General features: G+C 54.5%; 13 protein-coding genes. 8 read left to right on the top strand and 5 right to left on the bottom strand.

The window, feature by feature from the left end; all coding sequences use genetic code 11:
* Positions 1–136: 136 nt before the first annotated feature.
* Positions 137–769: a corrinoid protein gene (locus CBW42_RS04720; protein WP_087018267.1), complete on the top strand. Its 633-nt coding sequence runs from the start codon at positions 137–139 to the stop codon at positions 767–769.
* Positions 770–975: 206 nt separating this feature from the next.
* Here CBW42_RS04720 and CBW42_RS04715 read toward each other — a convergent pair whose 3' ends face one another.
* Entirely contained in the window at positions 976–2487 is a 1512-nt protein-coding gene (locus CBW42_RS04715; protein WP_087018265.1) for an ASKHA domain-containing protein, read from the bottom strand.
* On the bottom strand, positions 2480–4522 hold the full coding sequence (locus tag CBW42_RS04710) for a hydantoinase/oxoprolinase family protein (RefSeq protein WP_165761063.1): 2043 nt from the start codon (positions 4520–4522) through the stop codon (positions 2480–2482). Before CBW42_RS04710 ends, CBW42_RS04715 begins: the two co-directional genes overlap by 8 nt.
* 214 nt (positions 4523–4736) lie before the next feature.
* Between CBW42_RS04710 and CBW42_RS04705 the strand changes: the two genes are divergently transcribed.
* Complete coding sequence (locus CBW42_RS04705) at positions 4737–5501, top strand: DUF1638 domain-containing protein (RefSeq protein ID WP_165761062.1); 765 nt, start codon at positions 4737–4739, stop codon at positions 5499–5501.
* On the top strand, positions 5498–5995 hold the full coding sequence (moaC, locus tag CBW42_RS04700) for a cyclic pyranopterin monophosphate synthase MoaC (RefSeq protein WP_087018261.1): 498 nt from the start codon (positions 5498–5500) through the stop codon (positions 5993–5995). Before CBW42_RS04705 ends, moaC begins: the two co-directional genes overlap by 4 nt.
* Here moaC and CBW42_RS04695 read toward each other — a convergent pair.
* A complete protein-coding gene (locus CBW42_RS04695; protein ID WP_087018259.1) occupies positions 5981–6847 on the bottom strand; it encodes a LysR family transcriptional regulator in 867 nt (288 codons plus the stop codon). The two genes, moaC and CBW42_RS04695, sit on opposite strands and share 15 nt — an antisense overlap.
* Positions 6848–7012: 165 nt before the next feature.
* On the opposite strand from CBW42_RS04695, the gene CBW42_RS15235 reads away from it, so the two are divergent.
* Together CBW42_RS15235 and CBW42_RS15230 are read left to right on the top strand one after the other, a co-directional pair.
* Positions 7013–7459, top strand: a complete 447-nt coding sequence (locus tag CBW42_RS15235; protein ID WP_330395843.1) for a DMT family transporter — start codon at positions 7013–7015, stop codon at positions 7457–7459.
* Positions 7460–7474: 15 nt separating this feature from the next.
* Complete coding sequence (locus tag CBW42_RS15230) at positions 7475–7882, top strand: DMT family transporter (RefSeq protein WP_330395842.1); 408 nt, start codon at positions 7475–7477, stop codon at positions 7880–7882.
* Between the two features lie 97 nt (positions 7883–7979).
* Here CBW42_RS15230 and CBW42_RS04685 read toward each other — a convergent pair whose 3' ends face one another.
* Together CBW42_RS04685 and CBW42_RS04680 are read right to left on the bottom strand one after the other, a co-directional pair.
* Positions 7980–10133, bottom strand: a complete 2154-nt coding sequence (locus tag CBW42_RS04685) for a VanW family protein (RefSeq protein ID WP_165761061.1) — start codon at positions 10131–10133, stop codon at positions 7980–7982.
* Positions 10134–10300: 167 nt separating this feature from the next.
* Positions 10301–10690: an SdpI family protein gene (locus CBW42_RS04680; RefSeq protein ID WP_087018255.1), complete on the bottom strand. Its 390-nt coding sequence runs from the start codon at positions 10688–10690 to the stop codon at positions 10301–10303.
* A 547-nt stretch (positions 10691–11237) separates the two neighbouring features.
* Here CBW42_RS04680 and CBW42_RS04675 point away from each other — a divergent pair.
* From CBW42_RS04675 to pstA, 3 genes are all read left to right on the top strand, one after another.
* Positions 11238–12170 carry a substrate-binding domain-containing protein gene (locus tag CBW42_RS04675; RefSeq protein WP_242969795.1) on the top strand — a complete coding sequence of 311 codons (933 nt, stop codon included), beginning with the start codon at positions 11238–11240 and terminating at the stop codon, positions 12168–12170.
* An 83-nt stretch (positions 12171–12253) separates the two neighbouring features.
* A complete protein-coding gene (gene pstC, locus CBW42_RS04670) occupies positions 12254–13120 on the top strand; it encodes a phosphate ABC transporter permease subunit PstC (RefSeq protein ID WP_087018252.1) in 867 nt (288 codons plus the stop codon).
* A complete protein-coding gene (gene pstA / locus CBW42_RS04665; RefSeq protein WP_242969794.1) occupies positions 13117–14016 on the top strand; it encodes a phosphate ABC transporter permease PstA in 900 nt (299 codons plus the stop codon). The genes pstC and pstA overlap by 4 nt, the downstream gene beginning before the upstream one ends.
* Positions 14017–14019 lie beyond the last annotated feature (3 nt).

Here is a 14019-nt window from a genome sequence, read left to right as displayed (position 1 = left end):
AAAAATGTACCAAAAACTGCAACAGAGTACAAGATAAAACACAGACGGCATGGTATGATAAAAACAACAACAGGGCAGTGCAGGATACTGCCTGTGGAATTGATGAAACAGGAACTGTTGAGAGGAGAGAAATACAATGAGCACATTGAGCGAAATCAGCGAATGGCTGCAAAAGGGCCGCGCACCGAAGGTAAAGGCATTCGTACAGCAGGCACTGGATGAAGGCATTCCGGCAAGCGAAATTTTACAGGATGGTCTGCTGGACGGCATGAACATCATTGGTCAGAAGTTTAAGAATAACGAGGTATTCGTACCGGAGGTTCTGGTTGCAGCGCGCGCGATGAACCGCGGCGTTGAGGTTCTGCGTCCGTATCTGGTAGCAGACGGCGTAGAAGAGAAGGGCACCGTTGTTCTCGGCACCGTCAAGGGCGATATGCATGATATCGGCAAGAACCTCGTCCGCATGATGATGGAAGGCAAGGGCCTGAAGGTAATCGATCTGGGCGTTGACGTACCGGTTGATAAGTTCCTGGATGCAGCACGTGAGAACGATGCAAAGATCATCTGCTGCTCCGCACTGCTGACCACCACGATGGGTGAGATGCGCAACGTTGTTGAGGCAGTTCAGGCTTCTGAGATGAAGGGCAAGGTTAAGGTCATGATCGGTGGCGCACCGATTACCCAGACCTTCTGTGACCAGATCGGCGCAGATTGCTATACTCCGGACGCAGCAAGCGCAGCAGACGCAGCTGTTGCATATTTTGAATAATCTGCACGCAATTGAAATCCCTGTGGAATCATTCCACAGGAATTTTTATGCCTGTATCAAGGCATGATTTTGAGGATTTGTGTGAAAAAGTGCTTAAAATATTTTTAACCATGCAATCTGAAACAGAATCATCATTCCGATTGAGACAGTTGTATGACGCGAAAACAGCGGTATCCGGGATTTCCGGGTACCGCTGCTCTGCTTGCTCAGAACTGCATGAACGCCATGCAGTCGACATAGTAATCCATAAATTCCGCGCTGGTGGACAGTGACAGCTCGACCGCACTTTGAGCAAGCTGTTCGGTTTGCTCACGCAGGCTGCGGTTCATGAGCAGCATGCTTGCGCCGCCGAGTGCACCATTTCCGATAAAGACGGTGTGGTCGCGCAGCCCTGCGGGGAACAGGCCGATTTCTGCGGCAGAATCCTGATTGATGGTGTTGCCGAAGCCGCCTGCGATGGCAAAACGGGATACATCGTCCACTGACAGCCCTTCGTGCTCCAGCAGGGTTATCAGACCCGCGCAGATTGCAGATTTTGCCAGCTGAATCTGGCGCACATCGCGCTGCGTGATGCTCACGCCGCTGCCGCCGATTTCCCAGACATCGTCTTCTTCGCTGTCTTCGTTCTCCAAATAACCGGAGTCGTCGATGATTTCGGTTTTCAGCATGACGGACAGCGCATCCAGAATACCTGACCCGCAGATGCCGCAGGCGGGTTCCTCTCCGACAGTCTCATATGTGACGGTGCCGTTTTTCTCGGTTACAGTACGGATGGCACCGGGGGCGGCGGGCATGCCGCAGCTCAGTCCGGCACCCTCAAAGGCAGGGCCTGCTGCCGTTGCACAGCACAGCAGCTTCCCATTCCATGCCAGTGCCATCTCGCCGTTGGTGCCGATATCCGTCAGCAGCTGGATACCGCCGCGCATCAGGTCGGCGGCAAGAATCGCGCAGGTGATGTCTGCGCCGACATAGGCGCCGACACAGCGGGGCAGATATACCGGTGAACCTGCGAGCGTGCGGCGGCTGTAACAGCCAAAATATGACTGTACATCAAACGGCACGACGGCGAGAGATGCCGGGTCAAGCCCTTCGTACAAGTGCAGCATTGTGGAGTTGCCCGTGACAACCGACTCTTCTACATGGGAAATCCCGGCTTCGCGCAGGCATTCCTGTGCCATGCCCTCGATTTGCTCCGAGATGCGGTCGGACAGGACATCAAGTCCGACGGTTTTGCACGCTTCAATGCGTGAAATGACGTCTGCGCCATAGCCGCGCTGGGCATTTTCGGCGAGACGTTCCGCCAGAATCGCGCCGCTTGTGCGGTCGATCAGCTGTACGGCGACCGTCGTCGTGCCGATGTCAACGGCGAAGCCACAGCCGCTCTCTGTGCGTTCAAAGTCCGGAGTTTTGTACCACGCGACGATTTTAGACGTACCTTCGTCGTGCAGTGTCACGACAGCGTCGCCCTGAATGCGGCAGGCACATGCCAGGCGCACGCCGTCTGCCAGCGCCTGTGCGCCGAGCAGATGCACTTCGCTCTCTCCGGCGGGTTCTACTGCACCCTCGACATGGACGCGGCATTTGCCGCAGGTGTGGTTGCCGGCGCAGGGAAGTGCGAACGATGGGATATATCGCTGAAGCAGGTCACTTACCAGCTGTCCGGCTTCTGCCGGGACAGTGCGGCGATGACCGCCTGTACAGATTGTCAGTTCAAACATGCAGATCCTCCTTGTGATCGGGGCTGAGGTTGGTGCCCGCGGTTACGGAAATGCGGGTGGCGAGCCGGATGCATCCGCCGCCTGCGGCAGAGGTTATGTCATCCGTTGTGGTTTCAAACGACAGCACGCCGACTGCACCCTGCGCGCGCAGGCGCTGCTCCGCCAGTGCTTTCAGACGGCCTGTGCTCCAGATAACAGCATCTTCTTCGCTGGCAAAATATGCCGGGGATTCGCCTTCACAGAGCACCTCGAAATCCCCTTGTTTGTCATCCTCAGGGGACAGTCCGTGTGGGCGGATTTCCGCCGAGACTTTGACCGACATCTGGCCGGTCACGGCGCCGACCGCGTTGGCGACGGCAGCACAGTCAGGAATGATGCACGGCGCACCGAGAGCCCGGGCCGCTTCGGGAAGGAACAGATGCACCGGCCCGCCGATGCCAACGAGCGGTGCGACAGAACGGAATGCGTATTGCAGCAGCGATGGGCTGTCGGAGTTGCGGGTTTCCCACTGCATGCGCAGCAGCTCCCGGATGCCGTCATCCAGTCCGTTCTGCCGGAAATGCGGCGAGGCATGCTCGAGCAGCATCTGGGCTACGGCATAAAATACTTCGCGCGAAATGTGTTCATAGACCTCTTCGCAGAGCTCTTCCAAACTTATGCCCAGCGACTGCGCGGTAAAGCGTGCGGCGAGCAGAGAAGCTTTGCGGTCATAGGCGGTGTAATCGCCGCGCACGTGCATGATATCTGTCGGCGTCAGACCTGCGCGCAGCACGACACCAGCGCGTTCGAGTGATTGCGTGCGCAGGCAATACTTGTCCACACCAAGTGCATCCGCGGCCTGCTGGAAGCTCTTCGGTCCATCCTCCAGTGTCAGGCACAGACCGATTTCCTGTTTCGTCAGCGGGAGTTTTCTCCAGTCCGTGCGGTTCAATGTCAGAAATTCATGCAGAGGCAGGGTGTGAGATGGGATACGTTCCACCTGTGCGCGCAGGATTTCAGTGATCTCCGGATGGCGGGAAGCGAGCACACACAGCGGAATGACACGATCCGGGCCGAGTGTCAATGCACCGTTTTTGTCCCAGCGCACGGCGCTGTCACCGCCCAGTGCGAAGGAAGTGGCAAACAGGCCGCGCACCAGTGTTTTCCATTGTCCGACACGGATGCCATCTTCTGAGAGCAGCGGCGCGCCATGTTCGATCAGGGCGACATCGGTTGTCGTGCCGCCGATATCCACAATGACAGCGGCCTCTTCTTGTGCGAGCGCGCTGCCACCCAAAGCGGATGCAGCGGGGCCGGACAGCAGGGTTTCCACGGCATGCTCTGCGGAATATTGCAGCCCCATCAGACTGCTGTCTGAGCGCACAATAAAAATTTCCGCCTCAATGCCGCGCGCGCGGAACGCGCGCGCGACTGCATTGAGAAAGTCCTGTGTCAGCGGGAGAAGACCCGCATTGAGCACAGCGCTTGCCGCGCGTTCCAGGCTGGACAGCCCGCCGAACAGTGTGCTCGCGCAGACGGTCGGCAGCCCGGTCTCTTCGCGGACAATTTGTGCTGCCTGTTTTTCCAGTACACCGCCGTTGCGGATGCCATATACTTCACAGACCGCACAGCCCTCAACATCGGAGAACCATTCCTTTGCGTGTGCGCGCAGATAATCCCAGTCCGGCTGTTGTTCAATCTGTCCGGTGATGGTGGTGCGGCAAGGCAGGTAACGGATGTCATCCGGGTCAGAAAAGCCGTAATCCGCACCATAGCGCTCGATGCCGGTTCGGTCAATGCCGAGCAGGAGCAGGCGGGGACGGCGAAATTTGCCCTCAACACAGGCGTTGGTGGCGAGCGTAGTGGACAGTCCGGCAACGGAAGCCTGTTTGCACAGGACGGGGTCGAGCCCGTCGAGCGCTTCCAGAATGCCGCGTGTCAGGTCGTCATAGGTGGTCAGTGCCTTGTTGCGGCACAAAACGGCTCCGGTTTCAAAATCATATAAAACGGCGTCGGTACACGTACCGCCGGTGTCGATGCCGATTGCGAGCTTCATATTGATCTCCCTTTCCCGGGGGAGGACACTCCCCCTGATACTGTAGTATCTTATTATACTCTGTTTTTGCTTTCCCTGTATAGCACGATTGTCAATTGGTTTATGACAAAATTGCCTGATTTTCAAACGATCTTCTCCAATGAGAGAAAAACGCTTGCGGCGTGTAGAAAGTGGCGGTATACTTGCGGTAGTAAAGCAAACGGAGGAAAATGTGATGAGGATAGCATTGATCGGGTGTATGGTCACGAATCGGGAAATCAGCAGGCTGGCGGCTGAGAGCGGACATGTTGTGCGCGTGTGGTGGCTGCGGCAGGGACTGCACGACACACCGGATATCCTGCGTGCCGAGCTGCAAAAGACCATCGACGCGGTGGAATGTGAGAATGAAGCCCTGCGGGAAAACCTGCGATTTGACGCGATTGTGCTGGCATACGGGCTGTGTTCTAATGGCGTGCTCGGCCTGCGCAGCCAGACGCTGCCGGTTGTCGTGCCGCGCTGCGACGATTGCATTTCGCTGTTTCTTGGCTCGGCAGAGCGCTACCGCGAGCTGTTCCGCAGCATGCCGGGTGCCTACTGGTACAATCGCGGCTGGATTGAGCAGGCTTTTACACCGTCAAAGGAGAATTATCGCATCCAGCGCGCGCAGTATGTGGAAGAATATGGCGAGGAAAACGCGGATTACCTGATGGAGTGCACGAACAACTGGATGACGAATTATGCCTACTGCGGGTATATCACCTGTCCATATGGAGATTGTCCGGAGCATGAGGCATATGCGCGGCAGGCAGCGGACGACTTCGGCTGGGAATTTCGCAAAGTAAATGGGAGCATGGAGTATTTGCAGGCACTGGTCAATGGTCCGTGGGATGACGCGCGCTTTTTGACGTGCCCGCCGCACAATCGCATTGAGGCGGATTATACCGACCGGAAATTCCGCAGCGTACCGTGTGAAATCGATGACTGGGAGGGACAGGCATGAAGCTGACGCATATCAATGAGAACGGCGACGCGCATATGGTGGATGTCGGGGAAAAGGACATCACGCGGCGCGAAGCACAGGCGCAGGCGGTTGTGACGATGCAGCCGGAGACCCTGCGCATGATTCTGTCCGACCGGACAAAAAAAGGCGATGTGCTCGGTTGTGCACGCATTGCGGGCATCATGGCGGCGAAGCGCACAGCCGAACTGATTCCAATGTGCCATGCCATTCCGATTGACAACGTCACCGTGGACATCGAACCGCAAAACGACACACAGCTGCGCATTGTCGTGACGGCGCGGTGTACCTGGAAGACCGGTATAGAGATGGAGGCGCTGACAGCGGCCTCGACCGCCGCGCTGACGATTTATGACATGTGCAAGGCGGTCGACCGGGGCATGCACATCGACGAAATTTATCTGCTGCACAAAAGCGGCGGAAAGTCGGGCGAATTCCGGCGGGAGGAAGCCTTACCGGGATCACCGATACGGTAAATAATCAAGAAACCGCTTTACGGCAAGTGAAGCGGTTTCTTTGTCCCTCAGAGCGAGCCCGATGCTGCGGTATGCCGGAACATCCAGTTCCTTTGCAACAATGCGATACGGCACCCGCTTCAGAATCAGCTGCGGTAAAATGCTGATGCCCAGGCCGCTTTCCACCATCGACATGACGGCATAATCATCCCATGTCGTAAACCGCACATCCGGTACCAGTCCATTTGATTCAAATATTTCTGATATCTCCGCTTTTCCCCCTTTTTCCAGCAGCAGAAAGGGTTCTGTGCACAACGCGGAAATAGGAAATTTTTCGCAGTCCTTCAGCGGATGATTCTCGGGAAGAATTGCCATCAGCTGATCCTGTTCGAGAAAAATTGTGTCGAGCTCCGGATGCGCTGGCAGCCGCAGGAAACCGCAGTCGACCCGCCCGTCCAGAATCCATGTCTCAATTTCGGAGTAATCTCCGAGCAGCAGTTCATATTCGATCTGTGGATAGCTCTTTTGGAATTCTCGAATGATGTTTGGCAGCCAGTGCGTGGCAACGCTGGAAAAGGTGCCGATTCGGATGAGACCGGATTGCAGCCCGTTCAGCTCATCCACCTGCATTTGCAGCTTTTCATATTCTGCAACCAGATTTTTTGCATGCGGCAGCAGCTTCATTCCCTCAGAGGTCAGACGGACACCGTCCTTTCGGCGTTCCAACAGAACGATGTTCCATTCCTTTTCGAGATCGCCAATCATGCGGCTGATTCCCGACTGAGAATAATGCAGTCGTTCTGCCGCTTTTGTAAAGCTGCCGTACTCGACAGCTTTTACAAACGACATATATTTCTGAATGTTCCTGTCCATGATTCGGCCTTCTGATATCTGATTTTGTCATGCTTATAATGAAAAACATTCGCTTTTTCGATAGATATATCTATGATACAATAACGAAGGAAAAAATCAAGAAAAAATGCAGTGAATGCCACTGCAGGGGGGAGGGCATTCGCTGCACGAGGGAAAGGAAACCGGATGAAGCGTTCTTTTGTTAAGTATTTGTTGGCTCTGCTGTTGTTTGGCACAAACGGCATTGTCGCAAGCTATATTGAACTGGACAGCCTGCACATTGTGTTGCTCCGCACATGCATCGGAGGTCTCCTGCTGATGGCACTGTTTGTTCTGACGGGAGGCAGGTTCACATTTTTCAGGCACAGGAGGCAGATGATATTTCTCGCTGTCTCCGGCATTGCGATGGGGACAAGCTGGATGTTTTTGTATGAGGCGTATTTTCGCATTGGTGTGGGCATCGCATCGCTGTTATATTATTGCGGACCTGTCATTGTCATGGTGCTGTCGCCGCTTGTGTTTGGAGAAAAACTGACGGGATACAAGATAGCCGGATTTCTGTCCGTACTGATCGGGGTTGTCATGTTAAACGGAACTGCGCAGGGCGGCAGCGATCCGTTTGGGATTTTGTGAGGGCTGCTGTCAGCGGTGATGTATTCCCTCATGGTGATCTGCAACAAGAAAGCGAAGGATATTGCGGGACTGGAAAATGCAGCACTGCAATTGCTGACCGGTTTTTTGACCGTTGCGGTTTTTGTGGGACTGAAGCAGGGATATGCGATGGAAATTCCCGCTGAGAGTCTTGCACCGGTCTGTATTCTCGGCCTGCTCAATACAGGCATAGGATGTTATCTGTATTTTTCATCAATTGGAAACCTGTCGGTGCAGACGGTTGCGATCTGTGGCTATCTGGAGCCGCTTTCGGCGGTGTTCTTCTCTACGGTACTCCTGAAGGAGGCCATGCTGCCTGTACAGTTTCTGGGTGCAGTCCTGATTCTTGGCGGTGCAATGTTCGGAGAACTTATGGGACAAAAGCACCTGTCTGTCCGGGGATAACGGAGCTGCGCTTTCTTTTGACCGCTGCAAAGAGAACGTTGTTCCAATCCAATACGGTGCAGCCCGAAGGCCACACCGTATGTTGCTTCTGTTTCAATCAGTATGTGCTTTTGGTCGTGTAGTTGACTTTGCCGTTTACCGTACGCTTCAGCGTATAGGTGTTGCCGGATTTGGAAACCGACAGGCTGACAGATGGCGGTTTGACCTGTTCCGTCGTGAGCAGCTGGACGGTCAGTGTTCCGTCGGAAATCCACGACTTAATCTTAATATTGTAATTGGTGTTGTTCTTGAACTGGAAATTTTTCGAGCCGTAGTAAATACCGGCATCGCGTCCCACCGGACAATAGTTGACCTTCTGCGAATGAGGGTAGCGTTCGACGATGGTGCTGTTGGCGAGCAGGGCGGTGTTGAACATGGTGGATGCGACCTGGCAGATGCCGCCGCCGACCTCCTGCGCAGTACCGGAGCTGCCGGTAAAGATAGTGGCGGGCTTGTAGCCCTTTTCCGGTGTGCGCACGCCGAGTGTACCGTTGAAGGAGAAGGTTTCGCCCGGCTTGAGGATGGTACCGTTGATGGTTTTGCACGCAATATTGAGATTGGTCGTGCGGTTTACCTGAGAGGATTTGTACTGGGTGCTGTATGTGGCATAGACATTGCCGTATGGTTTTGCCGTCGGGACGGCGCTGATGCCTGTGGTGTTGTAGGGTCCCTTGACGATGGTGCCGTCGGACAGCTTGCAGAATGCCGCAACCGTATAATAATAGCGCTGACCGGTTTTCAGACCGGTGTTGGTGTAGTTGTCGCGCGTAGAGCCGGTGAGGTCGCCGATACATGTCCATGCCTCAGAGGTGCTCGTCCTGCGGTACATGCGGTAGCCGCTTGCACCACTGACTGTACCCCAGGTGAGGGTAATGCTGGTCGCGCTCGCAGAAACCGCACTCTTGAGCGCCGGGGCAGCGGGAAGTGCCTTTCCGCTGATGCCTGCTTCGTCGTAGCTGCTGTAGATCTTCTTGTCCCCCACCGTGCAGTAGGCAGACAGTGTGTAATAATAGGTCTGTCCGCAGGTCACTGTGGTATCGGTATAGCTGTCTGTTGTACCACTGGTGATGGTTGTGAGCTTGGTCCAGCTGTCAGTCGGGCTGGTGCGGCGGTAGAGGACATAGCCCTCGGCCTTGCGCACCTCAGTCCAGGTGACGGTCAGGCGGTCATAGGCGCTCGAAGAGATGTCTTCGAGATGCGGAACAGAGATTGTGACAGCTGTAGCGGAAACGCCCACAGCGTCATAATCGCTGAGCAGAATTTTTTTGCCGCCGCGGCTGAATGCGCGGACGGTATACGTATATGTGGTGGCGGGTTCTGCCGAAGCGTCGATATAGCTGGTTGCGGATGGACTCTTGATGACGCGCAGCAGATCCCATTTGCTGCCGTTTTTGCGGTAAACGCGGTAGCCGCTCGCACCGGACACTGCATTCCAGCTGATGCGGATGCCGCCGGAAGACAGGGCTTCTGCTCCGACCAGCACCGGGGCAGCGGGCCGTGCAGGAATATCGAGTTCAGGCTGCTGTTCGACCACAGGCACCTCTGCGCAGACATAGTCGCTCCAGAGTGTTTCTTCATCGTCGGTCTGGCTGTTGCGCAGCTTGTAGGCGCGCACGCCATATTGCCAACCGGTAACAGCGGTCATGGTCATATCCGTCCAATTCGTTCCGGTCAGCGTTTCCATGTCCTGCCATTCATCCGATTCGGATGCCCGGCGGGAAACGCGATAGCCGTCGCAGTCCGGGACAGGATCCCAGGACAGCGATGCATGCTGTTCGTCATCGATGACAATGCTGGAAAGCGTCGGTGCAGTGAGGCCGACCTGCACGGTGCAGGTTGCCGAAACACTGCCCGCTTGAGCGGTAATCTCAGCGGTACCGTTGTTCAATGCGGTGACAGTGCCATCTTCGCTGACCGAGCAGACAGAAGAATCGTTGCCCGACCACGAAACGGTTTCTTCGCAATCGTCTGGCAGGATGGAAGCGGTGAGCTGTGTCTGCTCGCCGGCACGCATCCAGAGCTGATTCGGATAAATAGAGATGCTTTGTGCATCGGTCGCAGTCTGTTCCTGTACCGCAGGCTGGTTTTCAGCCACCTGTACGGAGGGCGCGGGGGACTGGGCTTCAACCGCCTGCGCGGAAACTGCAAGCTCGCCGACTCCGCTGAAAAGCAGCGTACCAGCGAGGAGAACAGAAAGTAGTCTCGTTTTCATGGATATACCTCCCTGTATGTCAGCAGATTTGTGAAATGTGCTAATATTTCTTCTTATATTATAGACCATATGGACAAAGATGACAATAACAATATGCTGACAGTTTCCTTTCAGTCTGGTATCAGAAAAAAATCCCCTTCGGCGTGTGTCTCCGAAGGGGAAGCGGTTCAGGAAGCAGAGTTTGTCCCGGCGGGGGCATTGCCGCCGAAGTTGTCATAGATCGCATTTTCCACCGGCAGGATCAGCAGCAGGGTGGACAGTGCCTGTACGCAGACCAGCGCCATTGCGATAATGCTCGACCAGTTCGGCACGAAAAGAAATGATGCAAACAGCAGGATCAGCGAGGCGATGAGCAGGATAGCTCCCTGCCTGCGGCAGCGTGCAGCAAAGCAGTGGTGTGCAAATGTCCACGTTTCATCTGATTTGCAGGCGAGTGTGGTGTGGTAGCTGAGCTTTGCGTCGCGTGCCGGTACGGAGGTCTTCCAGCGGAAGCCGAGAACCAGCATAATCACGGGCAGCAGACAGGAGACACAAAGCAACGGGAGTGAGAAAAACATAGAAATCGTCCTTTCCGATTGTTGTTATTGTATGTAATACTATCCTACCGTATAGGGCAGTTGTTTGCAACGTGCAAAATGACGGCTAAGTTGTGTAAACTTTACCAGACAACTGGAAGAACATGCAAAGCAAATGCAATTTCTTCGTATGCCTCCGGTAAAGTTTGAAAAATTCGGTTGACTTTGTCCGGTCAGTATTGTAGATTCTAACAGGAAACACAAAGAGAAAGAGACATAGAATAGGCAGAGGAGGTGAGTGCATTGATTCAGATTTGGGATTATTACCATGCGGACCCGAAGCGTCCGGACATCGATGACATGATTTTCGGTGATGAGCATCCGCACAGCGAAAAGTGAGAAACAACAACGATTTTACAAAATTCATACATTTTATTTATATAAATCATTCATTTTGCGAAAAATGAGTGATTTTTTGCATTTACAAACATTTTACGAAAAGCCGGTAGATGACTTTACACAGCGCGTTTAGAATAGACACTGTTGAAAGCAAATATCGAAAACAACAAAGACATGAAAGGAAATCAACATGAAATTTACAACGGCAATGAAAAAGTTCGGCGCAATGACGCTGACAGGTATCGTACTGATGAGCGCACTTGCAGGCTGCGGCAGTTCTTCTGACGCCGGCACCGACAGCGCGGCGGCAGACCAGGGTTCCGGTTCTTCCGCAGCAGCTTCCATGAGCGGCGCAATCGATGTCGTATCCCGTGAGGATGGTTCCGGCACGCGCGGCGCGTTTATCGAACTGTTCGGCATCCAGACCAAGAACGGCGATGAAAAGGTCGACAACACCACCGCGGATGCGATCATCGCAAACCAGACGGAAGTCATGATGCAGAACGTATCCGGTGATAAGAATGCCATCGGCTATGCATCCCTGGGCTCTGTCAACGATTCCATCAAGGTACTCGCCATAGACGGCGCAGAAGCAACGACCGAGAATGTCCTGAACGGCAGCTACAAGGTATCCCGTCCGTTCAACATCGCAACCAAGGGTGAGCCGACCGGTGCAGCCAAGGACTTCATGAACTTCATCCTGTCGGCAGACGGTCAGAAGGTTGTCACCGACAACGGCTACATCCAGATCAATGAGGATGCAGACGCGTTTACCTCTGACGGCTCCACCGGCGAGATCACGGTTGCAGGTTCCTCCTCCGTCACTCCGGTTATGGAGAAGCTGAAGGAAGCATATGAAGCGGTCAATCCGAACGTCAAGATCACCATCCAGGAGTCTGACTCCACCACCGGTATGAACAACACCATTGAGGGCGTATGCGACATCGGCATGGCATCCCGTGAGCTGAGCGAGGAAGAGCTGGCGACCCTGACCCCGGTTCAGATTGCACTGGACGGCATTGCGGTCATCGTCAATCCGGAGAACCCGATTGAGGAGCTGTCCACCGAGCAGGTATGCAGCATCTTCACCGGTGAAACCACCGACTGGAGCGAAATCGGCTGAATGTGACACAGCTTCCCTCCGTCGGACGTATTGTCCGCCGGAGGGAACTGTTGTATCTGAACGTATTTTTGAGGTTGGATTTTATGAAACGACAAAAAATTATGGAACGCGGTATGTCATGGCTGTTTGCCCTGTGCGCATGTATGTCCATTGTCGCGGTTGTCCTGATCTGTGTGTTCCTGTTCGCAAACGGCATTCCGGCGATGAAGGAAATCGGATTTGTTGACTTCCTGTTTGGAACCAAGTGGGCACCGAAAAACGAACCGGCATCCTATGGCATTCTTCCGATGATAGTCGGCAGCCTGTGTGTCACGCTGGGTGCGGTCATCATCGGTGTGCCGATTGGCGTGTTGACTGCGGTATATCTGTCCCGCTTCTGTCCGAAAAAACTGCACAGCATTCTGGAACCTCTGGTTCAATTGATGGCGGGAATTCCATCTATTATTTACGGCTTTTTCGGACTGGTTGTCATGGTTCCGCTCGCACGTATGATTCCGGGCTGTACCGGTGTCAGCATGCTGACGGCGGCAGTTCTGCTCGGCATTATGATTCTGCCGACGGTCATCAACTTGAGTGAATCGTCTATCAATGCTGTTCCGAACAGCTATTATGAGGGCGCGCTGGCACTCGGTGCGACGCATGAGCGTTCGGTTTTCTTTGCAGTTCTTCCGGCGGCAAAGTCCGGCCTGCTTGCGGCAGTCGTACTCGGAATCGGCCGCGCCATCGGTGAAACCATGGCGGTTATCATGGTTGCCGGCAATCAGGCTGCCATGCCGCGCGGCATTTTCAAGGGAATCCGCACCATGACTGCCAACATTGTACTGGAGATGGGCTATGCGACCGGCCTGCACCGCGAAGCTCTGATTGCGACCGGCGTTGTCCTGTTTATCTTTATTCTGTTGATTAACTTTGCATTTGCACTGATTAAAAAGAGAGGTGAAAAGGCATGAGCAATCCCGCTGGCGGCGTAATATCCATGCCGCGCGAAACCGTGCGCACGGGCAGGCGCGACTCTGAACCGAAATCGACACAGGGGATTTTGTCTCTGCTTCTGCGTGTCCTTGTTTACAGTGCGGCAATCTTTACCTTTGCTGTGCTTCTGTTTCTGATCGGTTATATCCTGATTCGGGGCATTCCGTATCTGACCCCCGACCTGTTTTCGCTGGAGTACACATCGGAAAACTGTTCGATGATGCCTTCTATCATCACAACGGTTGAAATGACGCTGCTTTCGCTGCTGATTGCGATTCCAATCAGCGTATTTACCGCCGTTTATCTGGTTGAATACGCGAAAAAGGGCAACAAGCTGGTCGGCCTGATGCGCCTGACGACCGAAACGCTGTCCGGTATCCCGTCGATCGTTTACGGCCTGTTCGGCATGCTGTTTTTCGTTACACAGCTCGGCTGGAAAATGTCGCTGCTGTCCGGTGCGCTGACGCTGTCCATTATGATCCTCCCGCTCATCATGCGAAGCACAGAGGAGGCACTGCTTGCTGTGCCGGACATGTACCGTGAGGCGAGCTTTGGCCTGGGTGCAGGCAAGCTGCGCACCGTTTTCCGCATTGTTCTTCCGTCAGCCATGCCGGGTATTCTGGCGGGCATTATTCTGGCGGTCGGCCGTGTCGTCGGCGAAACTGCTGCACTCATGTATACAGCGGGCACGGCGACAGATATTCCGACCAGCCTGTTTTCTTCCGGCCGCACGCTGGCAGTCCATATGTACTGCCTGTCCAGCGAGGGCCTGCATACCGACCAGGCATATGCAACCGCAGTTGTCCTGCTGCTTATTGTACTGGTTATGAATACCGTTTCCGCTCTCATTGCGCGAAAGCTGACAAAAAAGTAAGAG

Origin of the sequence: Butyricicoccus porcorum (genome assembly GCF_002157465.1) — a bacterium.
Taxonomy (GTDB): Bacteria; Bacillota; Clostridia; order Oscillospirales; family Butyricicoccaceae; genus Butyricicoccus_A; species Butyricicoccus_A porcorum.
This window is presented reverse-complemented; position numbering and strand designations above follow the sequence as displayed.

Coding starts and splice junctions, on each gene's coding strand:
- CBW42_RS04720 (WP_087018267.1), top strand. CDS start 137: ATGAGCACATTGAGCGAAATCAGCGAATGGCTGCAAAAGGGCCGCGCA.
- CBW42_RS04715 (WP_087018265.1), bottom strand. CDS start 2,487: ATGTTTGAACTGACAATCTGTACAGGCGGTCATCGCCGCACTGTCCCG.
- CBW42_RS04710 (WP_165761063.1), bottom strand. CDS start 4,522: ATGAAGCTCGCAATCGGCATCGACACCGGCGGTACGTGTACCGACGCC.
- CBW42_RS04705 (WP_165761062.1), top strand. CDS start 4,737: ATGAGGATAGCATTGATCGGGTGTATGGTCACGAATCGGGAAATCAGC.
- moaC (WP_087018261.1), top strand. CDS start 5,498: ATGAAGCTGACGCATATCAATGAGAACGGCGACGCGCATATGGTGGAT.
- CBW42_RS04695 (WP_087018259.1), bottom strand. CDS start 6,847: ATGGACAGGAACATTCAGAAATATATGTCGTTTGTAAAAGCTGTCGAG.
- CBW42_RS15235 (WP_330395843.1), top strand. CDS start 7,013: ATGAAGCGTTCTTTTGTTAAGTATTTGTTGGCTCTGCTGTTGTTTGGC.
- CBW42_RS04685 (WP_165761061.1), bottom strand. CDS start 10,133: ATGAAAACGAGACTACTTTCTGTTCTCCTCGCTGGTACGCTGCTTTTC.
- CBW42_RS04680 (WP_087018255.1), bottom strand. CDS start 10,690: ATGTTTTTCTCACTCCCGTTGCTTTGTGTCTCCTGTCTGCTGCCCGTG.
- CBW42_RS04675 (WP_242969795.1), top strand. CDS start 11,238: ATGAAATTTACAACGGCAATGAAAAAGTTCGGCGCAATGACGCTGACA.
- pstC (WP_087018252.1), top strand. CDS start 12,254: ATGAAACGACAAAAAATTATGGAACGCGGTATGTCATGGCTGTTTGCC.
- pstA (WP_242969794.1), top strand. CDS start 13,117: ATGAGCAATCCCGCTGGCGGCGTAATATCCATGCCGCGCGAAACCGTG.